The organism is Listeria cossartiae subsp. cayugensis (assembly GCF_014229095.1).
GTDB classification, from domain to species: domain Bacteria; phylum Bacillota; class Bacilli; order Lactobacillales; family Listeriaceae; genus Listeria; species Listeria cayugensis.
In genome coordinates this window covers 490,071-512,915 of record NZ_JAARZC010000002.1, presented here as the reverse complement: position 1 = coordinate 512,915, position 22,845 = coordinate 490,071, and the positions used below count along the sequence as shown (strand labels likewise).

General features: G+C 40.6%; 22 protein-coding genes. All 22 read right to left on the bottom strand.

All coding sequences use genetic code 11. The annotated features are described in order from the left end of the window. Positions 1 to 21: 21 nt before the first annotated feature. On the bottom strand, positions 22 to 411 hold the full coding sequence (locus HCB49_RS09640) for a hypothetical protein (RefSeq protein ID WP_185391985.1): 390 nt from the start codon (positions 409 to 411) through the stop codon (positions 22 to 24). A gap of 19 nt (positions 412 to 430) precedes the next feature. Next, positions 431 to 1,168 carry a tRNA (guanosine(37)-N1)-methyltransferase TrmD gene (gene trmD, locus HCB49_RS09635; RefSeq protein WP_003724048.1) on the bottom strand — a complete coding sequence of 246 codons (738 nt, stop codon included), beginning with the start codon at positions 1,166 to 1,168 and terminating at the stop codon, positions 431 to 433. After that, positions 1,168 to 1,686: a ribosome maturation factor RimM gene (gene rimM, locus HCB49_RS09630; protein ID WP_185481523.1), complete on the bottom strand. Its 519-nt coding sequence runs from the start codon at positions 1,684 to 1,686 to the stop codon at positions 1,168 to 1,170. Before rimM ends, trmD begins: the two co-directional genes overlap by 1 nt. Before the next feature lie 9 nt (positions 1,687 to 1,695). Next, entirely contained in the window at positions 1,696 to 2,082 is a 387-nt protein-coding gene (locus HCB49_RS09625; RefSeq protein ID WP_185391988.1) for a YlqD family protein, read from the bottom strand. 27 nt (positions 2,083 to 2,109) lie between these two features. Further along, a complete protein-coding gene (locus tag HCB49_RS09620; protein ID WP_185604801.1) occupies positions 2,110 to 2,844 on the bottom strand; it encodes a gamma-glutamyl-gamma-aminobutyrate hydrolase family protein in 735 nt (244 codons plus the stop codon). 110 nt (positions 2,845 to 2,954) lie between these two features. Beyond that, positions 2,955 to 3,185, bottom strand: coding sequence for a KH domain-containing protein (locus tag HCB49_RS09615; protein ID WP_003728421.1), 231 nt, complete (start codon positions 3,183 to 3,185; stop codon positions 2,955 to 2,957). Between the two features lie 16 nt (positions 3,186 to 3,201). Further along, on the bottom strand, positions 3,202 to 3,474 hold the full coding sequence (gene rpsP / locus HCB49_RS09610) for a 30S ribosomal protein S16 (RefSeq protein ID WP_003720111.1): 273 nt from the start codon (positions 3,472 to 3,474) through the stop codon (positions 3,202 to 3,204). 102 nt (positions 3,475 to 3,576) lie between these two features. Then, positions 3,577 to 5,235 (bottom strand): glycoside hydrolase family protein, encoded by a 1,659-nt coding sequence (locus HCB49_RS09605; RefSeq protein ID WP_185604800.1) that lies wholly within the window; start codon positions 5,233 to 5,235, stop codon positions 3,577 to 3,579. A 73-nt stretch (positions 5,236 to 5,308) separates the two neighbouring features. Next, positions 5,309 to 7,219, bottom strand: a complete 1,911-nt coding sequence (locus HCB49_RS09600; RefSeq protein ID WP_185604822.1) for an Lmo1799 family Asp-Ala repeat surface protein — start codon at positions 7,217 to 7,219, stop codon at positions 5,309 to 5,311. Positions 7,220 to 7,698: 479 nt separating this feature from the next. Then, positions 7,699 to 8,598 (bottom strand): tyrosine/lipid phosphatase LipA, encoded by a 900-nt coding sequence (gene lipA, locus HCB49_RS09595; protein ID WP_185604799.1) that lies wholly within the window; start codon positions 8,596 to 8,598, stop codon positions 7,699 to 7,701. A 141-nt stretch (positions 8,599 to 8,739) separates the two neighbouring features. Then, entirely contained in the window at positions 8,740 to 10,092 is a 1,353-nt protein-coding gene (ffh, locus tag HCB49_RS09590; protein ID WP_185391991.1) for a signal recognition particle protein, read from the bottom strand. Between the two features lie 12 nt (positions 10,093 to 10,104). Next, positions 10,105 to 10,437 (bottom strand): putative DNA-binding protein, encoded by a 333-nt coding sequence (locus HCB49_RS09585; RefSeq protein WP_008948146.1) that lies wholly within the window; start codon positions 10,435 to 10,437, stop codon positions 10,105 to 10,107. A 112-nt stretch (positions 10,438 to 10,549) separates the two neighbouring features. After that, the gene (gene ftsY / locus HCB49_RS09580) at positions 10,550 to 11,536 is read right to left on the bottom strand and encodes a signal recognition particle-docking protein FtsY (protein WP_185396883.1); all 987 of its coding nucleotides are present in this window, start codon (positions 11,534 to 11,536) and stop codon (positions 10,550 to 10,552) included. 14 nt (positions 11,537 to 11,550) lie between these two features. After that, positions 11,551 to 15,111, bottom strand: a complete 3,561-nt coding sequence (gene smc / locus HCB49_RS09575; protein ID WP_185604798.1) for a chromosome segregation protein SMC — start codon at positions 15,109 to 15,111, stop codon at positions 11,551 to 11,553. A 22-nt stretch (positions 15,112 to 15,133) separates the two neighbouring features. Beyond that, a complete protein-coding gene (gene rnc, locus HCB49_RS09570; protein WP_008948149.1) occupies positions 15,134 to 15,823 on the bottom strand; it encodes a ribonuclease III in 690 nt (229 codons plus the stop codon). 195 nt (positions 15,824 to 16,018) lie between these two features. After that, on the bottom strand, positions 16,019 to 16,252 hold the full coding sequence (locus HCB49_RS09565) for an acyl carrier protein (RefSeq protein WP_003723866.1): 234 nt from the start codon (positions 16,250 to 16,252) through the stop codon (positions 16,019 to 16,021). Between the two features lie 106 nt (positions 16,253 to 16,358). Continuing rightward, complete coding sequence (fabG, locus tag HCB49_RS09560; RefSeq protein ID WP_185604797.1) at positions 16,359 to 17,102, bottom strand: 3-oxoacyl-[acyl-carrier-protein] reductase; 744 nt, start codon at positions 17,100 to 17,102, stop codon at positions 16,359 to 16,361. A gap of 3 nt (positions 17,103 to 17,105) precedes the next feature. Continuing rightward, positions 17,106 to 18,047 (bottom strand): ACP S-malonyltransferase, encoded by a 942-nt coding sequence (gene fabD, locus HCB49_RS09555; protein ID WP_185604796.1) that lies wholly within the window; start codon positions 18,045 to 18,047, stop codon positions 17,106 to 17,108. After that, a complete protein-coding gene (gene plsX / locus HCB49_RS09550; RefSeq protein ID WP_185604795.1) occupies positions 18,040 to 19,053 on the bottom strand; it encodes a phosphate acyltransferase PlsX in 1,014 nt (337 codons plus the stop codon). Before plsX ends, fabD begins: the two co-directional genes overlap by 8 nt. A 20-nt stretch (positions 19,054 to 19,073) precedes the next feature. After that, the gene (fapR, locus tag HCB49_RS09545; protein WP_003736917.1) at positions 19,074 to 19,643 is read right to left on the bottom strand and encodes a transcription factor FapR; all 570 of its coding nucleotides are present in this window, start codon (positions 19,641 to 19,643) and stop codon (positions 19,074 to 19,076) included. A 180-nt stretch (positions 19,644 to 19,823) separates the two neighbouring features. Further along, a complete protein-coding gene (gene recG, locus HCB49_RS09540) occupies positions 19,824 to 21,872 on the bottom strand; it encodes an ATP-dependent DNA helicase RecG (protein ID WP_185604794.1) in 2,049 nt (682 codons plus the stop codon). Beyond that, entirely contained in the window at positions 21,865 to 22,755 is an 891-nt protein-coding gene (sdaAA, locus tag HCB49_RS09535) for an L-serine ammonia-lyase, iron-sulfur-dependent, subunit alpha (RefSeq protein WP_070759300.1), read from the bottom strand. The genes recG and sdaAA overlap by 8 nt, the downstream gene beginning before the upstream one ends. Positions 22,756 to 22,845 lie beyond the last annotated feature (90 nt).

Below are 22,845 nucleotides of genomic sequence, written 5' to 3'. Positions count from 1 at the left end.
CTGCTGGTTTTCTAGTTTTTTCTAGAATCTCGTAATTTTAATGTTGACGGCTGTTCCGTATGCTAATTGATAAACGAGTCCATCAACGAATTGCTCAGTGAACGAACAATGAATTAAACCATTTCCACCCGCATCTAAAGCTTTCTTTTGTAATTCTTGGAGTAGATTTTCAAAGCCTACTGTTTCTAAGTATGCTTCTGGGTCGCTTTTGATTCTTGGGCGGACGCTTTTGGCGAATACAACGGTTAGGATGTCATGATTCACATTAATTGGTCCGGTAGAGACCTGAACATCTTGCCATTTTTGGCCAATTCGTTTTTGATCGTTTTCTTCTTGCACATAGGCTTCTCGTTCTTTTTGACGTTCGGATTTTTTGGATTCTTTTTCTTCTGGAGTTCCGAAAATTGCCATTTAAAATCACGTCCTTTTTTTATTTACTGTCGGACCATTCTTTGAGCCAAGTCTTTTGCTTGTCTGTTAAGGGATAGTTTTTTAGTAAATCTGGGCGGCGTTCATAGGTTCTTTTGAGCGATTCTTTGTCGCGCCATTCTTCTATCCAAGCGTGATTCCCGCTGAGTAAAATATCTGGCACTTTCATTCCACGAAAATCAGCTGGTCGCGTGTAATGCGGATGTTCAAGTAGACCCGTCGAGAATGAATCAGTTACAGCAGAGTCTTTATTACCAAGCACACCTGGCAAAAGACGGATAACGCTGTCCATCACGATCATCGCACCAATTTCGCCACCGGTTAGAATATAGTCCCCAATCGAAACTTCATCGGTCACTAAGTGTTCGCGAATTCGTTCATCGTACCCTTCGTAATGACCGCAAATGAAGACAAGATGCTCTTCTTCGGCAAATTCTTCTGCCATTTTTTGGTTGAAACGTTTGCCGGCTGGGTCCATTAAAATAACTCTTGGCTTTGTTTCTGGCTGTTTTTCTTTGACAGCTTGAACAGCATCGAATATCGGCTGGGCTTTAAGCAACATACCCGCGCCACCGCCGTAAGGATAGTCATCGACAATATGATGCTTTCCTTCTGCATATTCCCTGAAATCAGTCACTTCAACCGCGACACGCTCATTTTCGATCGCTTTTTTAATAATTGAATTCCCGGTCACTCCCGAAAACATATCTGGGAAAATGGATAGAATGTCAATTTTCATTAATCTAGCAGCCCTTCCATTACTTCGATGGTAATTTTTTTGTCATTAGTATTGATTTCTTTCACTACATCCGCAATATAAGGAATCAGTTTTTCTTTTTTGTCTGCGCCTTTTACGACCCAAACGTCATTTGCGCCTGGTGTTAGAATTTCGGTGATTTCACCAAGTTCTTCGCCGTCAGTCGTCACAACGGTGCAGCCGATGATTTCATGAAAATAAAATTCGTTTTCTTCTAAATCGGTTTGTTGCGTTTCTTTGATTTTAAGTACGCCTTCTTTCATGCGTTCCACTTGATGAATTCCTGTGAACCCTTCAAACATAAGTAAATCAAAGTTTTTATGTTTACGGTGCGAACGAATGATTAGTTTTTCTGGCTTCTTGCTATTTTTTTCGAATAAGTACACGGTATTTCCTACTTGGAACCGCTCATCTGGAAAATCGGTCGTTGCGATAACGCGAATTTCACCAATTAATCCATGGGTATTAACAATTTTTCCTACATTATACATTTTCTCCATAAGTCACCTCTAGCGTATTTCTACTATGATTCCATCTTTAACTACAATTGTTTTGTCAAAAATGGATTTATCCCACTTGTCTCCTACTTGTACATCGATAATTGTTTCCATTTCTCGTTCGCGAATTTCACTACCAAGTTCGAGGACTTCTAATTGTTCCATTTGAAACTGGATTAATTTTTTCTTTTCCCGGCGAATGTCGAGTTCATGGGTAAAGTAATCAGCCACTCGTTCTGGTTGAAATTTGCTTTTTCGTTCCATTTTCTTTTGTTCGAAATGTAATTGATCGCATTCTTGTTCAATTTGTCGTTTTTGATCGGTATAATACTCGATTAATTCTTGCTTACTTGCTTCGGTTAAAATTTGTTTGACGACAACTTTTTGGATGATTTCCACTGGACACCTCCACTAGCGATTATCTCCTTATTTTACCATAGTTTTTTTGGATTCATCTACTAATGCCTGGAATAATTGTTCACTTTCTGGATCTGTTTGGAACATTAATTCTGGATGCCACTGAACACCTAAGTACCAACTTGGCAAATTATCCCCTTCCACTGCTTCAATCATTCCATCCGCAGTGCGGGCTGTTACTTTAAAACTTGGCGCTAATTTTTTGATAAATTGGTGATGCAGCGAGTTGACTAATTTTTTATTTGGATGATGTTTGGCAAGCTCGCTCGTTGGCTCGATATCAATTGTATGGGAGCCGAGTTGTTCATCAACGCGCTGTAAATGTTGTAATGCTTTCGTTTCGACTTGGCTAATATCTTGATAAAGTGAGCCGCCTAACGCTACATTCACGAGTTGCATCCCACGGCAAATTGCGAAAATGGGTTTACCTGCGTCTAATGCTGCTCGAACTAAGGCGATTTCATAGCTGTCCCGCGGTGGGAAATAAGCCCCGATTTCTTGGGATGGTTCTTCTAAATAAAATTGTGGCGTAATGTCTTGTCCACCGGTTAAAAGCAACCCATCTACGAGAGAAATTGCTTGAACGGCAACAGACGGGTCATCTATTGGTAAAGCGATAGGAAATCCGCCAACTGTTTGAATTGCATCTACATATCGCTGTTGCGTATAGGTTACACGGTGTCCGTAAAAAACGTCGACACCTTTTACTAATCTGTTTCCTGTAATTCCAATAACTGGCTTCATCACAATTCCTCCATTTCTATTCTATTTTACAACATTTGGTGAGGTAATTGCTTCTATGATGATTATTTAAAAAAAGTTATAAAAAAACTCGCCAAATTGACGAGTTTTTGTTATTCGATAATTTCAAGACGAATCTTCTTATCGTTTTTGGAGCCAACTGCATAGACAAGAGTACGAATCGCTTTCGCAATACGACCTTGCTTACCAATCACGCGTCCCATGTCTTCTTTACTGACAGACAATTTGTAGGTTAACGATGTATCCGTTTCTTCCGGCGTAATAACAACGTCTTCCGGGTGGTCAACAAGGGGTTTCACGATTGAGAGAATGAGTTCTTCCATTCGCGCCGAGACCTCCTTATTTACCTAATTTTTGGTTATGGAATTTTTCCATGATACCTTCGCGGCTAAGAAGATTGCGAACTGTATCAGATGGTTTCGCACCATTATGCATCCATTTTAAAGTTGCTTCTTCGTCGATTTTCACTTCAACCGGATCAAGTAATGGATTATAAGTACCAATAGTTTCGATCGAACGGCCATCACGTGGGAAACGAGAATCAGCGACTACAATACGGTAGAAAGGTTTCTTTTTAGAACCAATACGTTTTAAACGAATTTTAACTGCCATAGTTTAATTACACCTCCATAAAGTCTTACACAAGTATATATATTACCAGTAAAGGATTTGTTTGTAAAGTGTTTTTTCTTTACAGAGGATATTTTTTTCTTTTTATTTTACAGTTTCGGCTTTATTGCTTAGTTTTCCTTGTTTTAGAAGGTGATAATAGCGCACATATCCGGAAATATTATGCTCTACATCATCAATTCTGACGCGGAAAGACTGGTGGCGAATGAAGAAACTCCCGTCTATTCTGGCTGGATTTTTGTAGTACATCGCAAGCTCTGGATAAAAGTAGCCATTTAATTGGTAAAGCGCGCGTTTGTTAATAGTTTTTTCTAGTTCGTCTAGCGGGTAATCCCGCAGTAACGTTCCTAGCCCTTCTGTTTCCATCCGGAGTGACATTTCTTTTGTAGCGACCGTAAGCTCTAAAAATGTTGGAAAAGTGGTTTCGCGCTCGTAAATAAACGGCAGGTTGTCAAACGCATTTTTTAATCCGAATTCGTAGTATGCCGCATCTGGAATATATTTCGTGATTTCATTAGCGCAGTAGCTCAACCAGTGATCATGATTTTGCCAGTAGTTATCGCGAATAAAATGATCAAACGATTTTGCTGCTGCGTCTAACCATTTGGAATCGCGGTCAATTTCATATAAGCGAAGTAAGCCAAATACCGCCTCTCCGTCGTAGTAAATAATCCGAAAAACGTCTTTTACTTCTAAGGAAGGATATTCCAAAACATGCGTAAACTTCCCGTCGTCTGCTTGCAAGGAAAGAATCGCATTGGCTATTTTCCGACATAGTGGTAAATAGGTTTTCGTTCCAGTAATCTTCATGTATTTCGTTAAAGCAAGCAATGTTGCCGCGGAACCACCTAATTTCACTTCACGTAATTCTGGTTCAATTAGAAAAGCTACATCGTCTTTTTCATAAATGAAGTTTTGCTCTAAATAGGTTAAAGCGCTCGTTGCTGCTTCTAAAATAGCTTGGTCCTCTGTTAACTCATAAGCTTCTAACATCGAATAAGTTGTACTTGCGTGGCGCAAACTATTGTAGTGTTTAATTTTTTTATCAAAACAAGCAAACCAGCCGTAGTTGAATTCGCCCGTTTGATTTACTTGGCTCGCTAAATAATTCCCAGCATTTCCAACTAGTTCAGAAACTGTATCCGGGGTTAATTGTTCGGTATTTCTGCGACCGTGTTCGAGCTCGCTTGTTTCTAACTCATGGATGTTCTTCCCGTCAAAAAACCATCCTACTGTATTGAAAGTGACAATGGTTGAATCCACGGTTAAGTTTAATTGCGCCTGATTTTTATTTGTTTGAATTAAATATCTATTCATATTTTCAACGTTGATAGCTAGCCCTTCATCACCTGGTAAAAGGATAGCGTTCGCATTAATTTCCTGTTCCATTAAAGCCATTTTAAAATTTTCATTTAAGGCAATGCCTCGTCTGTAATAATTTTTCTTTGTTTTTAACGCTTTTTTATTCCATTCGCCTAAATTTTCCAGTTGGTAATTTACTGCAATATCGATTTTAAAAGATATTGCTTCATCACTTTGATTTTTTATTGCGCTTTTTTTCATTTCGTTGATTAAATTGGCTAGGCAAAGATAGCTAAAATTTATGACAGTAGCTCGCTTATTTTTGTAACCGATTGTTAAAAAACCATGCCATTTCCCGTTGTAAGTGGCGTGCTCTTCGGCTTCTGTTAATTGATCGATAATTTTATTTTCAAGTTCATCTAATACACCTCTCCAAGGCATATGTACCACTCCTTTTTATAATTTCCCTGCCGCTAAAATTTACTTAGCGGCAGGGAATCGATGTTTTGTGGCTCTATTTACGGAAAAGACGTAGTAAAAACGCACCGGCTAGTGAGAAGAGTCCAAGGCCAACCCAAGGAAGACTACTGTTTGTATCTCCAGTTGATGGGAGATCACTTGCTGAAATGGAAGTTGTTCCGTCAGCGCTATAGCCAGAGGAAAGCATTGTTCCCGAACCGTTCGAATTCATACTCGAAACAGTTATGCCACTTCCTCCGTTAGAAGTTCCAGTAGTTCCGCCGCCATTGGTAGGAGGGTTTGTTCCTCCGTCAGCATCGGCATCCGCATCGGCGTCAGCATCCGCATCAGCATCCGCATCGGCGTCGGCGTCAGCATCGGCGTCGGCATCGGCGTCGGCATCGGCATCGGCGTCAGAGTCTACTAAAGGTAGAACGGTTACTGATACGTCATCACTTGTTTTTACTTCGTCGCCATATTTAGCTGTTACTTGAAGATGAATAACATCTCCTGCTTTCAAATTATAGTTAGGAATATTGATTGTATAGGTTCCATCTGCATGGATTAACACATTACCAATGACAGTTCCATCTGGTAGAGTCAAATTAATATAGAAAACTGTTCCAGCTGGGGCGTCAGATTGCAATGATTTGAGAAGGGCATTGATATTCATGTTTTTATAAATGGAAGAACCTGTGATGGTTTTAGTTCCTTCGTATATTGGATTTACAGTTGGTTTTTCAACTAGGAAATCTCTCCAGTCAATGTCTACGTCGGCATCCGCATCGGCGTCAGCATCCGCATCGGCATCCGCATCCGCATCAGCGTCAGCATCCGCGTCGGCATCGGCGTCAGCATCTGCATCGGCGTCAGCATCTGCATCAGCGTCCGCATCGGCGTCAGCGTCCGCATCCGCATCGGCGTCAGCATCTGCATCGGCGTCAGCATCTGCATCGGCATCCGCATCAGCATCAGCGTCAGCATCTGCATCCGCATCAGCATCGGCGTCAGCATCCGCATCCGCATCGGCGTCAGCATCCGCATCGGCGTCAGCATCCGCATCAGCGTCAGCATCCGCATCCGCATCGGCGTCAGCATCCGCATCAGCATCTGCATCAGCATCTGCATCTGCATCTGCATCCGCATCCGCATCAGCATCCGCATCAGCGTCGGCATCCGCATCGGCGTCAGCATCAGCATCGGCGTCAGCGTCGGCATCAGCGTCAGCGTCGGCATCTGCATCTGCATCTGCATCCGCGTCAGCATCTGCATCCGCGTCAGCATCCCCAACATCCGTAGTAATAAACCCACGAGCCGCATTACTATTCAACAAATCAATATCCAAAAGCCCGTCACCCGTTCTAGCAGCAAAATCCAATTTCCCGTCATTTGCACTAGGAAGCGCCGTAACACCAAGAGCTAATAAATCAATCGTCAAAGTGAAAGTAGATACACTACTAACCCCAACACCAAGTAAATGATTTACTTTAGCGCCAATCGCATTTCTACTAGGATCAATAAAGAAATTAGTAGAGTTACTACCATTAATAGTTCCTTGATTAAATAACCCGATATTCCCAATTCCTAGATATGCGATTTTATAATCAATTTTTGTATTTGCTCTTATATTTGGATTACTCAAAATAGAAGAAAGCTCACTTGGTAATTCAAAATATGGATAGTACGTAGATACCGCACTAGCGCTAACTAATTGATTCCCAGAAAGAGTAATCACTAATTTCCCATTAGAATACTGTGTATTCAAATTAGAGTTACCTAGCAAATCAATTGTTGCTGCGTCTGCTTGAATACCACTCAGGGCAAATTTGTGATTAAAAGAATCATAATTAACAGTGACAGGCGCTACCATCATTGTCGTTGTTGTAATAAGAGCCGCAATTAATTTTGCTTTTTGCGCTCGCTTTTGGTCTAATCTCCGTCTGTAATCTACACGCTGTTTTTTCATCATTTTTCCCCCTTAAAAATCAATTGTTCTTGATTTTGAAAAATAACTGAAAACAGAATAAAGGTATTAAATTATGTTTTATTAATAAGCTAACTATTAAGTATCCCCTGGACCTTTATCCAATATCAGATTCAAATCATCTTCGTAATATGCCCTCCTTTCTTTTTCGAACCTACCACCAGTTGTTATAACCCGTTAGATAACTTTACTATATAGTATATTTTTAAAAATTAAAGTAAAAAGTACTAGAACAAAAAAATACTTCAATTCAATTCTATTAGTCTAAAAGTTATACAAATATGCGTATTTATAGCTTATATTTAAACTTTAGCACTGTTCCACCTAGGGTATTAAGACCTATAATAGTTCACTTTACATGAATTGTCGTTCAATTGTATACAAATCTTTTCTGAATGGTTCTTCACTTCTATTCCTATTTGTACGCAAAAAAATAGCCCTTTTTCAAGGGCTTCATTTTTTTAATAAAGATATGCTTTTTTCAGTTGTTCTTTTTTATCATCTGTCAGTCCGAGTTTTTCTTTTAAGAAGTTATCCATCGAGCCATATTTAGCATCAATTTCATCGAAGGCTGCATTGATATAAGATTCACGAACTTCCATTACCGCGGTCATTCCAGCGATAACTTTTTTATTATCGGTTTTTGCTGCCACGGCTTCGATGGCTTTTTTATTTTCAGTGGCGCGATATTTATTCGATAACATATAGTCATCTATTACAGTCTCTTTGTCCAAGCCTAACGCAGATAGAACTAAAGCCGTTCCGAATCCAGCTCTGTCTTTTCCAGCTGTACAGTGCCACAGAACGGAGCCTTCTTGGTTGGCAAGTAGTATATCAAAAAATTCTTTATAGGCTTGGATGGAGGTTTCATCGGTAATAAAACTTTTATTGGCATTGATTAGAAATGTTTCTGGGTTATCCATTTTGGCTAGGCTGGCAGTTAAATCTTGCGCGCTCGTGGATGCACCGTTGTCTTTCATGACTGAATCATGGGTATAAGCAACACCTGTTAGCTTTGGATCTGGTTTGGCTGTTACTTCTGAATTCGTTCGGAAATCAACTATTTGAGCAAGATCGTATGTATTGACGAGTTTCTTCTTATCTGAATCACTTAGATTAGCGAGTTCAGCACTTCGAATGAGTTTGTGCGGTTTAATAGTTTGGCCGTCGGTTGTTTTGTAGCCACCTAAATCGCGGACGTTTACAGCACCTTCTAATTTGATTTGGCTTCCTGGTTTTATGCTTAGTTGTTCCGTTTTCACATTTGCTTCTGCTTTTTCTTCTGAGGGCGCTCCGCATCCCCCTAGTAATAATGTTGCGCTTAATACCCCTGCTCCTGTCACTTTTACCCAATTTTTCATTCTTTCTCCTCCTTTTGTAAGCTTCATTGTCATTATAGCAATGCAATTTATTGGTTGAATGAAGGGTTTGTAAAGAAATGATTTTTAGGGTGTTAAGGTATGAAAAAAGCCAAAACCGGAAATTGGTTTTGGCTTTTTGAATTAAAATGGCATTTTGAAATTGCCGAATGGATTTTTGCCTTTTTTGCCTTTGCCTCCACCAGTCATTTGCTTCATCATTTTTTTCATTTCAGCAAATTGTTTTAGGAGACGGTTAATTTCTTGTACTGGGCGTCCGCTACCACGCGCAATCCGTTTTCTTCTGCTAGCATTGATGATATCGGGATTGTCTTTTTCGTTTTTGGTCATTGATTTGATAATCGCTTCAATGTGACCTAGCTGTTTATCATCGACGTTCATGTTGTCGAGGCCTTTCATTTTGTTTGCCCCGGGCATCATTTTAAGCAGTTCGTCTAGTGGGCCCATTTGTTTTACTTGTTGTAATTGGTCCAAAAAGTCATCTAGCGTCATGCTGTTGTCTTTCATTTTTTGTTCCATAGCTTTCATTTTTTCTGCATCTACATCGGTTTGCGCTTTTTCAATCAAGGAAAGCACATCGCCCATGCCGAGAATTCTGGAAGCCATACGGTCCGGGTGGAAGGTTTCGAGAGCTTCCATTTTTTCACCGGTTGCGATAAATTTAATTGGTTTTCCAGTAACAGAACGAATCGAAAGTGCCGCCCCACCACGTGTATCGCCATCTAGTTTCGTTAAAACGACACCGGTAATTTCTAATTGTTCGTTGAAGCTTTGCGCAACATTGACGGCATCTTGCCCGGTCATCGAATCGACTACCAAGAGAATTTCCGTAGGTTTAGCAATCTCTTTAACTTGTTTTAGCTCGTCCATTAACGTTTCATCGATGTGCAAACGACCAGCTGTATCGATAATCACATAGTCTAAATGTTCTTCTTTGGCTTTTTCAATTGCTTGTTTGGCGATTTCGACCGGGCTTACTTGGTCGCCTAGCGAGAATACTGGCATATCTAATTGTTTGCCTAGTGTTTCTAATTGTTTGATTGCGGCAGGTCGATAAATATCAGCTGCGACAAGTAATGGTTTACGGTTATATTTTTTGCGTAATAAATTAGCAAGCTTGCCGGAAGTCGTTGTTTTACCAGCCCCTTGTAAACCTACCATCATAATCACGGTTGGCGGACGGTCTGCTGTTCCGATTTTGCTTTCTTCGCCGCCCATTAGGCTTGTTAATTCTTCTTGAACGATTTTGATAACTTGTTGACCGGGTGTTAAGCTTTTCATTACGTCCGCGCCAACAGCACGTTCGCTTACTGTTTTAATAAATTGTTTAACGACTTTAAAGTTAACATCGGCTTCTAGTAGAGCAAGGCGAACTTCACGCATCATTTCTTTTACGTCAGCTTCGTTTACCTTCCCTTTGCCGCGAATTTTGTTCATTGTTTCTTGGAGTCTTCCAGCTAGTCCTTCAAATGCCATGATTCTGGCCTCCTAATCGATATTTTTAAGCTGTTCGAGCGTATCTTTCACTTGCTCGTCCAGAAAATTCTTCTTGGTTAATTGTGCTTCTAATTGACTAAAGAGTTTTTCTCGTTGTTGATATTTTCTTAGCATCCCTAGTTTTTCTTCGTATTTTTCTAGGCTTTCTTCAGTCCTTTTAATATTATCATAAATGGCTTGTCTACTCACTTCAAATTCTTCGGCAATTTCGCCAAGTGAGTAATCGTCCAGGTAATAAAAAGAAACATAAGCTTTTTGTTTTGTTGTTAATAATTCTTGGTAAAAATCAAATAATAAATTCATCCGGTTTGTCTTCTCAAACAAGGCGTTTCACCTCTCTCCTTTTAAAGGATACGGGGAAATCGCGGGAATGTCAAGGAAGGTTAAACAAAAGAGAAAAAAGCCGGAATGACGAGTATCATTCGGCTTTCTCTGATTATTTTTCGTTATCAACCATATCAGCAAATAAGCCATAAACATATTCATTTGCATCAAAGGCTTGCAAGTCGTCCATTTGTTCCCCAAGACCGACGAATTTTACTGGAATATCCAGTTCGTTGCGGATTGCGATGACGATACCACCTTTGGCAGTCCCGTCTAGCTTTGTGAGGATAATACCTGTTACGTCCGTTGTTTCTTTAAATTGTTTCGCTTGAACAAAGGCGTTTTGACCAGTTGTTGCGTCAAGTACTAGTAAAACTTCGTGCGGCGCATTTGGAATTTCGCGTGTAATGACACGTTTTACTTTTTCTAATTCATTCATTAGATTGACTTTATTTTGCAAACGACCGGCTGTATCGCAAAGTAAAATATCTGCTTTACGCGCTTTTGCAGCTTGAACGGCATCAAACATAACAGCAGCAGGGTCGCTTCCCTCGGCTTGTTTAATCACATCCACACCGGTGCGCTCGCCCCAAACTTCAAGTTGATCAATCGCGCCAGCTCGGAATGTATCACCAGCAGCTAGCATGACTTTTTTGCCTTCTTGTTTAAAGCGATGGGCCATTTTTCCGATGGAGGTTGTTTTACCAACCCCATTCACACCAACAAATAGGATAACTGTTAGGCCGTTTTCTTCGATATGAAGAGCCTCATCTTCTTTTTCGTCGCCTTGATAAATCTCAACTAATTTTTCGACAATTACTTCTTGGACATCTTTTGGATCGCTGATGTTTCTAAGCTGTACTTCGCGGCGCAGCGTATCGACTAGCTCCATTACTGTTTCAAAGCCAACGTCCGCTCCGATAAGAATTTCTTCAAGTTCTTCAAAAAAATCTTCATCTACTTTACGATAGCGCGCAACCATTTCGTTAATTTTTCCGGAAAAGTTGCCACGTGTTTTAGATAAGCCGTCTTTAAATTTTCCAGAAACAGAATCCGTTTGCTGGGTAATTTTATCTTTTAATTTTTTAAAAAAGGTCATTTTGTTTACTCCTTTTATTTAATGAGTTCGGCTGTTTCTTCTAAGCGAACCGATACTAGTTTGGAGACGCCGGACTCTTGCATAGTAACACCATATAATACGTCGGCTTCTTCCATTGTTCCTTTACGGTGCGTGATTACGATAAACTGCGTGCCGGACTCGAATTGCTTCAAGTAACGGCTGAATCGCGTAACGTTCGCTTCATCTAGAGCTGCTTCTACCTCATCCAAAATACAGAATGGTACTGGACGAACGCGAATGATAGCGAAGAGTAAAGCAATAGCAGTTAATGCACGCTCTCCACCAGAACGAAGTGATAAGTTTTGCAGTTTTTTGCCTGGAGGTTGAACGACGATATCAATCCCGGTTGTTAAAAGATTTTCTGGATCAAGGAGAACCAGTTCCGCGCTTCCGCCGCCAAATAATTCTGGGAAAACAATGGCAAATTCCGTTTTTATGGCTTCAAAACTCTCACTAAAACGGATTTTCATTTCTTCGTCCATTTCATCCATAACTTTGAAGAGCGTCTCTTTTGCGGCAAGTAAATCCGCTTGTTGCCCGTTTAGGAAGTCAAAACGTTCTTGGATACGGTCGAATTCTTCGATAGCACCGATATTGACGATACCGAGTTCGTCGATCGAACGTTTTAATAAACGAACTTTCGAACGAGCTTGTTCGGTGTCTACTTCTGGCAAGATTTTTTCTTCAGCTTGCTCAGGTGTTAGTAAATAAGCTTCTTGTAGACGGTCGATTCGGTTCGTAATGTCTACTTCTAAACGGCCGATACTGATTTCCGCATTATTTTTTTGCTCCACGTAAAAACTGATTTGGTTATTTTTTTGTGTTAATTCAGCTTCTAAGAGTTCTAGTTTTTCTTGCAGTTCAGCGCGAGCTTGTCTGGTTTGCGTAAGTTTTTCGCTTGTTTCTGCTTTATCCTTGCGCAGTTCTTCGATGGATTTTCGAGCTGATTCTTCGCTTGTATGAACGCTTGTTAGATTTGTTTTTAAGGAAGCAAGTTTTTGTTCAGCTGCTTCTTTTTGTTCGTAATTTTCATGTAGTGTTGTTGTGACACGTTCGACTGCTTCTGTAGCTGATTGAAGTTGCTCTCGTTTGGCGGCGATTTGCGCTTTCAGGGATGACAGGCTTTCTAAATCAGCTGCGCGTTTACTTTCTAATGCTTTACTTGAACTTGTCATCGCTTTGATTTCTTCATCGGTTGTTTCGATTTGTTGCGCGATTTCAACTTGTTCTTTCAGTAAAGTTTCTTTTCGCTCCAGTAGTTTATTTAATTCTTCGCTACCGTCTGCTTTTTCAATATCATATAGTTGTAATTGTTTATTAAAACGCTCTAAATTCTCGGTTTCGCGGTCTAGTTTTCCAAGTAATTCTTTTTCTTGTAAACGTAAATTTTCACCAATGCCGCGTGTTTCTTCGAGTTCTTCGCGTTTTTTCGCCATGCTATCTTTCGCAAGTTGCACCGCGGATTCCATTTCACGCGTGGATTCGTTCAGCTCAGCGATTTTCTCTGCTAATTGACCTAGTTCATGTTTTCTTGTTAGGATAGAGGATTTTCCGCCTTTTGTTGCTCCACCAGTCATGGAACCGCCGGCATTAACCACATCACCTTCCAGTGTCACAATCCGATACCTGAAATTAACTAACCGAGCAAGTGTATTTGCCCCTTTTAAATCTTTTGCTAAAATCGTTGTACCTAACGCATTTAAAATTACTGGCGAAACTTTTTGATCAAAAGAAATAACTTCACTAGCAAGCGCAATAAACGCAGGTTGATTGCTTAAAGCGTTTTTCGTTGCAGCTGGTAGTTCGCGCGGTTGAATAGTCGAAAGTGGTAAGAAAGTTGCGCGGCCGCTTTTCGTTTTCTTCAAGAAACTGATAGCCTCACGAGCAACTCGGTCATCTTCTACGACAACGTTCTGCGCACTGGCTCCAAGCGCTGTTTCCATTGCTTGTTGGTACTTCGCTGGAATATCAACGAGTTCAACTAACGCGCCGAGAATGCCCGGAATTTCTTTTTTCGCTTTTAACACTTCACGGACACCTTGGAAAAAGCCAGCATAATCATCCGCCAACTCCTCTAATGTTTCCTTCCGCGATTTCATTTGTTGTACTGTTTCATAATGCTTGTATAGCGCACGTTCTTGCGTGCCGAAAATGCCTTCTTGTTTAGCCAATGTTTGCTGCACTTCACGGTAAATTTCCATTTGTTCCGTGAGCTCACTTTGGATTTTCGTTAAATGTGTTTTGGTTGTTTCGATTTGCGATAGCATATCTTTTCTATCATCGACATGGTGACTATTTTCTAAATCCAATTTGTCGATTCGACTCGTGATTTGACCGATTTGGCGCTCAATATAACCTAAGTCATTATTGATTGTCGTCTGCGTGTGGCGCAAATCAATATAATCACTTTTGCGGTTTTCGATTGCTTCTTCGGATAAGTCATCGTATTTAGCTAAAGTCGCTTCTAGCTCTTTTTTCGCTTTTATAGCAATTTCTAGTGCTGTCTCTTTTTCAAGTTTCGAGCTGCTCAGAACTTCTTTTTGCTCTTCCAAAGCAGTAATTTTTTCGGTGATTGCTGCTAAAGTTTCCGCGTACACTTGTTCATTTTCGCTACTATGTTTTTTACGTTCTAATTGAAGATTACGTTCCCCTTCTAGTTGTTCGAGTTTTTCTGTTTCCACTAAAAGACGTTCTTGTAAAGTATCTAGCGCAATATCGGTTTCATTCAGCGCTTGTTTTTCACGTGAAATAACCGCTTCTTCGGCATGTAATTCTTCGCGCAACTTAATTAAAACAGTTTGGTTTTCGCCAAATTCTTTGCGTACTTCGGCTAGTTTGGCTGTTAGAGAGCTGATTTCGCTCGCTAGTAAGGTCACTTCATATTTTTCCAGTTCTTCTTGTTGGAATAAGTAATCCTTGGCAATAGAAGCTTGCATTTCAAGTGGCTCTAGTTGCCCTTCTAACTCATACAAAATATCTTGAACGCGGTTTAAATTTTCTTCCGTTTCAAATAATTTATTTTCTGCTTGTTTTTTACGATGCTTATATTTTAATACGCCGGCTGCTTCTTCAAAAATCGAGCGACGTTCTTCTGGTTTACTATTCAGGATTTCATCAATTTTCCCTTGTGAAATAATCGAAAAAGATTCCCGTCCAAGTCCAGAATCCATAAATAAATCGACAATATCTTTCAGTCGACAATTCTCTTTATTAATTAAAAATTCACTATCACCATTACGATAAATCCGTCTAGTAACAGCTACTTCGCTATAATCAAGTGGTAAAAAATGGTCTTCATTTTCGAGAATAAGTGATACTTCGGCAAAATTAATCGGCTTACGCGTATCACTTCCAGCAAAAATAACGTCGCCCATTCGGCCACCACGGAGCGATTTAGCGGACTGCTCACCAAGTACCCAGCGGATTGCTTCTGTAATATTACTTTTCCCGCTGCCATTTGGTCCTACAACTGCAGTCATGCCGGGCACGAAATCTATCGCAACTTTGTCAGCAAAGGATTTAAAGCCATTCATTTCTAATCGTTTTAATAACATGTCCGGACACCTCCATTTTTGTTTATCTGTGTGTTAGTTGGTTTATTGCAAATTGTGCCGCACTTTGTTCTGCTTGTTTTTTTGTTCTGCCGCTACCTTTTCCAAGTACTTGTCCATTAACAATTACTTGTGCGTCGAATGCTTTATTGTGCGCAGGCCCTGTTTCGCCAAGGATATCATATTCGATCAAGACATCACGGTCCCGTTGAACAATTTCTTGCAGTTGCGTTTTATAATCGACTGTTTGTAGGTAAGCCCCTGCATCAATCTTCGGAAAAATAACGCGTTCTAAAAATGTCACGACTTTATCGATACCATTATCTAAATAAAGCGCGCCGATAAACGATTCAAATACATCCGCAAGAAGTGCTGGACGAGTTCTCCCGCCAGCTTTTTCTTCCCCTTTACCAAGTCGAACATATTTGGAAAAGTGGACTGCTTCCGCAAACTCAACTAAAGAAGGCTCGCAAACAATTGCTGCACGCATTTTTGTCATGTGTCCTTCTGCCATTTCTGGATATTTATTAAAAAGATAATCTGATACCGTTAGTTCTAGTACTGCATCACCCAAAAATTCGAGGCGTTCATTATCTTTCACATTTTCCCGGCGGTGTTCATTGACGTACGAGGAATGTGTAAATGCTTGTTTTAATAATTCTACATCTTTAAAATCGAATCCAACGCTTTCTTGTAACTCTTCCCATTGATTCATTTCACTTGCTCCTCTCTTTAATAAGCAAGTTCATTTTCTAAACAGCTACGAGCAAAAAGCTGCTTAGAAAATGAACCAACAAATCTTCCTCGACCTTGAAAAAGAGGCTACCTGTACTACTTATCTCGCGTGCGGAAGTTACCACAGCAAAGATAAGTAACACGGGCACCCTCATTTATCCGGTCACATAAAGTTTTATGCGTTTGCCTCTATGTACTTCACTGCATCACCAACTGTGTTAATGTTTTCAGCGTCGCCATCAGAGATTTCAACTCCGAACTCGTCTTCAAGTTCCATTACTAATTCAACAACATCTAGGGAATCAGCACCTAGATCTTCTTTGAAGGAAGCTTCTAAAGTTACTTTGGATTCCTCGACACCTAAACGGTCTACGATGATTTTTGTAACTTTTTCTAATACTTCTGCCATTTTTCACTTCACCTCCCTCCAAGTATTATATAGGATTATTTCTCCTACGTAAACAAAAATATTTAAAGTAATGCGACCCAAGTTAATTCGCATTCATTAACCCATTTTACATCACCATGCCGCCATCAACGGATATTGTTTGACCAGTAATATACTTCGATGCATCACTTGCTAAGAAAAGAACTGCATTTGCAATATCTTCCGTAGTTCCATAAGCACCTAGCGGAATTTGCGCTAACATTGCTTCTTTTGTTTTCTCGTCTAATTTGTCGGTCATTTCTGTTGTAATAAAACCTGGAGCGACAGCATTCACGTTAATTCCACGTGGCGCTAATTCACGAGCAGTTGTTTTTGTAAGGCCGATCACACCAGCTTTACTTGCTACATAGTTCGCTTGACCAGCGTTACCAATTAAGCCAACTACAGACGCCATATTAATAATTTTACCAGCGCGTTGTTTCATCATTGTACGTGTCACTGCTTTAGTACAAAGGAAAGTTCCTTTTAGGTTGATATTAATCACATCATCCCACTCTTCTTCTTTCATACGCATTAACAAATTATCGCGCGTAACTCCCGCATTATTTACTAAAATGTCGACACGACCAAAACGCTCAATTGCTTGTTTGAAAAACGCATCCACGTCTTCTGCAATGGCTACGTTGGCTTTCATTGCTTCTACTTCCACGCCATGTTCGGCAACCAGTTTGGCTGTTTCTTCTGCTGCTTCTGGGCTACCATTGTAATTGAAGAAAATATTCGCGCCTTCTTTGGCTAAATGGATGGCGATGTCGCGACCAATTCCACGTGAGCCGCCTGTTACTACTGCTACTTTGCCTTGTAAAGTCATTGATTATTCTCCTTTCAAAGTCGCCGCAACGCTTTTCACTGATTCCACATCACCTGCGGACAGTACGGTCACATCACGATTGATTTTTTTAATTAAACCAGCTAACACTTTTCCAGAACCAATCTCTACAAATGTGTCTACGCCGTTTTTAATTAGTTCTTCGACGATATCTTCCCATAATACCGGGGAATAAATTTGTTTGATTAGTTTATCGCTAATTTCGGCTTTATCTGTTGTTTGCTTAGCATCAACATTGTTAACAACCGGAATGTTACCATCGGAAATGGTTACTTCTGCTAAAATATCACGGAAAGCAAGTGCAGCTGGTTCCATTAAGCTAGAGTGGAAAGGTCCGCTAACTGCAAGTGGTAATACACGTTTTGCGCCACTAGCTTTGGCTTTTTCGCCAGCTTTTTCAACGCCAGCAGTTGTTCCTGAGATAACGATTTGTCCTGGGCAATTAAGGTTAGCAAGTTGTACTGCGTCGCCTTCTCTAGTTACTTCTTCAGTGATTGTTTTTAATGTCGCGCGGTCTACGCCAAGAACGGCAGCCATTGCGCCGGCACCATTTGGTACAGCTGCTTCCATTAATTCGCCACGTTTACGTACAAGATAAATCGCATCACTGGCTTCTAAAAAGCCACCTGCAACAAGTGCGCTATATTCTCCAAGGCTATGTCCTGCTACATAATCTGCTTTGACACCATATGTTTCTAATGCGCGTAAAATCGCTACACTTGTGGAAACAAGCGCTGGTTGTGCATTTTCAGATTTTGTTAATAGTTCAATTGGTCCTTCTGTAATAACGTCTGTGATGGAAAAACCTAATCTTTCGTCAGCATCATCATAGATTTTTTTTGCTTCGGGATATTCTGCTGCTACATCTTGCCCCATGCCAATTTTTTGTGCTCCTTGACCGGGAAATACGAATGCGATTTTAGTCATTTGCTTCTGTTCCTCCTACTTTTACTTTATCTACTTCTGCGATAATTGTTTCTACTACTTGTTTTTCAACCATTTCACGTACTTGACGGATTGTCGTGAAAATACCATTGGCATTGGATGAACCGTGCGCTTTTACGACAGGAGCTTGAACGCCGAACAAACAAGCGCCGCCGTATTCGCTGTAATCCATTTTTGCTTTTAATGCCATTAAATCTTTTTTCAGGAAGCTTGCTGCAACTTTATTTTTAAAGCCATTTAGTAAACTCATTTTGAGCATACTTAGGAAAGCAGCGCCTGTTCCTTCAATCGATTTCAGCACCATATTACCAGTAAAGCCATCTGTAACAACGACATCGGCTACATCCATTAATAAGTCACGCGCTTCAATATTACCGATAAATTCATAAGCATCTTGGTTTTTCATCAGCTCAAATGCTTTTTTCGTTAAGTCGTTACCTTTTGTTTCTTCTGTTCCGATATTTAAAAGGGCTACGCGTGGACGCTCGATTTTACGTACTTTTTCCGCGTAAACCGAGCCCATTAAACCAAATTGAAGTAAATGTTCTGGTTTTGCTTCGGCATTTGCTCCTAAATCAAGCATTACGAAACCTTTCCCAGTAACTGTTGGCAGTGTTGGCGCAAGTGCTGGACGGTCGATACCTTTAATACGGCCAATAACGAAAAGTCCAGTTGACATTAATGCCCCCGTGTTCCCAGCAGAAATACACGCATCCGCTTCCCCGTCTTTAACCGCTTGAGCAGCAAGAACCATAGAAGCTTTTTTCTTCCGTTTTACAGCGCGAACTGGTTCATCATCACTTTCAATTTTTTCATCAGTATGTATGATTTTTACACGCGTTTTATCTGTTAAATATTCATTGATTTTTGTTTCGTCTCCAAAAAGAAGAATTTCGATATCTTTATATTGGGCAACAGCTTGCATCACACCTATAACAATTTCTTTTGGTGCGTGATCTCCACCCATCGCATCTACAGCAATTTTCATTATACGTCAGTCCTTTATTTTCATTTTTGCGTTGCGTGATACATTTCAAACTTACCTTTAAGTACTATTTCATCTCCAACATAGCTTTTGACATCTACTATTGTGATGGCTCTGTTGTCTGTTGCCGGACGTACTTTTGCTTTTGCGATGATGCGTTCTCCTTCGTTTACAGAACGAACAAAGCGAACGGTTGCTTGTGTAGTTAAAGCTAGTTCATTTGGGATGACTGCGGTTGCTAAGGAATTAGCTTGAGCAAATAAATGATGCCCGCGAGCGATTTTATTTCGTTTAAACACATGCTCACTTCGCACATCAAAAATCGAAATAGCGCTCTTGCTAAGTTGAATATCAATAATTTCACCAATCACTTCATCGATGGGAAGGCTTTTTACTGCATCGGCATAATTGACACTCGCAACATGTTTGATTCGCTCTCTGAGTTCGGGGATAGAAAGTGCTACTCTATCTAAACGGATAGTTTGCACACTGACCCCAAATTTTTCCGCAAGCTGCTCATCTGTTATGAAAGGATTTTCTTCAATGGCTACTTGAAGTTTCATTTGACGATCCTTTTTAGAATATTTTTTCATGCACGTATCCTCATCTCTTTTTTGTGAAAGGTATTAATACCAGCTACTAAACAGTAGGTAAAAAAAGGAAGTTACCTCTGTAGGATAACATTCAGAACTTCCTTGTGTTTTGTCGGTACTTTAATATGTTATTAAAAATCAAGCCAAGTTGCAAGTTTTTTTAAAGATTGTTACATAGGTTTAATCTAGTTTTTGCTCGGTAAAGACGCCTTCTTCTTCTAGAAGTGCTACTAATTTTTCGTAGGTTTGGTTCTCTAGCATGTTTTCTTCAAAGATCATATGAACGGCATCTTGGCGCGCTATTTCTAGTACGCGGTAGTCATGAACCATGTCAGCTACTTTGAATTCTGGAACGCCACTTTGTTTTCGACCGAAGAAATCTCCCGGTCCGCGAAGTTCCAAGTCGCGTTCGCTAACAACGAAGCCGTCATTCGTTTCCGACATAATCATCATACGTTCTTTACCCACCTCGGTTTTTGGGTCAGCAATTAAAATACAGTACGACTGGTCAGCCCCTCGTCCAACTCGGCCTCTTAGTTGATGCAACTGCGCTAAACCAAAACGGTCGGCATCATAAATGACCATCATCGTAGCATTCGGCACGTTTACGCCAACTTCAACTACAGTTGTGGAGACAAGACAATCGATTTTTTTATCATTAAAGTCGCGCATGATTTGCTCTTTGTCCGCTGGTAATAGTTTACCATGCATCAGACCTGGAATATATTTCGTGCCCCATTTGTTTTGTAAAATGTTGAAAACGTCTATCGCATTTTGCACATCAAGTTTTTCGGATTCTTCAATCAAAGGACAAATGATGTAAACTTGGTGCCCTTTCTCGATTTCCTTTTCCATAAAGCCGATGACCCGATCAAGCATTTGATGTTTTACCCAGTAAGTTTCAATTTCTTTTCGACCGGCTGGAAGTTCATCGATAATCGATACGTCCATTTCCCCAAATGCTGTAATCGCAAGCGTTCTTGGGATTGGTGTAGCTGTCATGAATAAGACATCTGGAAATTCACCTTTTTCGCGAAGAACCCGGCGCTGTGCTACGCCAAAACGGTGTTGTTCATCGGTAATGACTAAACCAAGACGGTGATAAATTACTTCGTCTTGAATTAAGGCATGCGTTCCGATTAAAACATCGATGGAGCCATTTTCCAGCATAGCAAGCAGCTCTCTGCGTTGCTTTCCTTTTACGCTACTAGTAAGCAAGCCCACCGTGATGTCAAATGGTTGCAATAACTCTACTAACGAATTGGCATGTTGCTCGGCTAAAATTTCGGTCGGTACCATTAAGGCGCTTTGGAAACCACTTTTGGCAGCTGCATACATCGCGATTGAGGCAACAACTGTTTTCCCTGAGCCAACATCCCCTTGCAGCAAGCGATTCATGTGAAAATGCGATAACATATCACCGCAGATTTCATTCACCACGCGCTTTTGTGCTTTGGTTAGCGGGAATGGCAACGACTCGATATAATGACGTAAATCTTCCACATCATAATTAATCGAAATCCCGCCTGATTTTTCACGTTCAATTTTACGGAAAAACTGCATTTTCAATTGGAATAACAGGAATTCTTCGTAAACCATGCGACGTCTAGCCTGTTTTAATTCCTCGTTATTTTTAGGGAAATGGAGAATGCGCACTGCTTCCAGACGATCCATTAATTGGTATTTCTCTAGCAAATTGGCTGGGATAACTTCCTCAATATCACCACTATAGGCATCAAAAGCGAGCCGAGTGTATTTTTGCATTGTTTTATTTCGTAGCGTTCCTTTTAGACGGTAAACGCCTTCTAATTCTTCTTCATTTTCGACAGCGCCGATTTTAATTTTGCTGGCTGTAACTTGGGCGCGGCTCTTGTCCCATTTGCCCGAAATCGTTACTGTTTCGCCAACGCTAATTTTACTTTTTAAATACGGTTGGTTGAAAAAATCGATTTTGATGACTTGGCCTTCTGTCGACACACGGAAAGAGAGCTTGGATTTTTTGCGACCGTAGAAGGCAACTGTTGCTTCAGTGAGCACTTCGCCTTGGATTGTAATCCGTTCTTCATGCGCTACTTCAGATAAATCCCGCAACCGATAATCTTCGTAGCGATACGGGAAGTTCCAAAGTAAATCATGCACGGTCGATAAACCTAGCTCTTTTAATGTTTTAGCTGTTTCTTCACCAATTCCTTTGATTTCGGTTGTCGGGATTCGTTTAAGTTCACTCACGCTTGTCTTCTGGCGACAGTCCAAAAATCTTCCGCTGAATTGCACGTCCAGTCGGTGTAGCCGCCAATCCTCCTTCTGCCGTTTCTCGTAATGAGCTTGGCATTTGTAAGCCTACACGGTGCATCGCTTCAATGACTTCATCACACGGGATGCGGCTCTTAATACCCGCTAACGCCATATCGGCTGAAATAATTGCTTGCGAGGAACCAAGTGCATTACGTTTGACGCATGGTACTTCTACAAGTCCCGCTACAGGATCACACACAAGTCCAAGCATGTTTTTCATCGTCATTGCCATTGCGTGTGCTGATTGTTCAGGAGTTCCACCAGCTGCTGCTACAATCGCCGCTGAAGCCATCGCACTTGCTGAGCCGATTTCTGCCTGACAACCACCCGCTGCCCCGCTTATAAAAGCATTATTCGCAACAACATACCCAAAGGCACCTGCAGTGAATAAAAAGTTAACCATATCTTCACGTGTCATTTCCAAACGATCTTTTAAAGAAAAAAGTACGCCTGGTACAACGCCCGCGCTTCCTGCAGTTGGTGTTGCACAAATGACACCCATCGAAGCATTGACTTCATTTGTCGCGATTGCTTTTGCGACAGAATCAAGTAAAACTTCGCCTGATAGGAAGTTTCCTTTTTTGATATAGTCTTGCATTAAGACGGCATCTCCGCCTGTTAAACCAGTTGTAGAAGTAACACCAGCCTCGCCTTCGCGAATAGCTTCTTCCATAATATCTAAATTCCGTTCCATCGCGGCAGTTATTTCCTCCCGCGGTAAACCAGAAATATTCATTTCACGCTTAATCATAATTTCAGCAATAGTTAGGTTGTCGCGTTCAGCGATATCTACTAATTCTGCTACAGTTCTAAACATTGTTCCACACTCACTTTCTATACTCTTTACCAACATACCTGATTTACAACTCAAAATAAAGCCAAATGCACGTTTTATTTACGCACATTT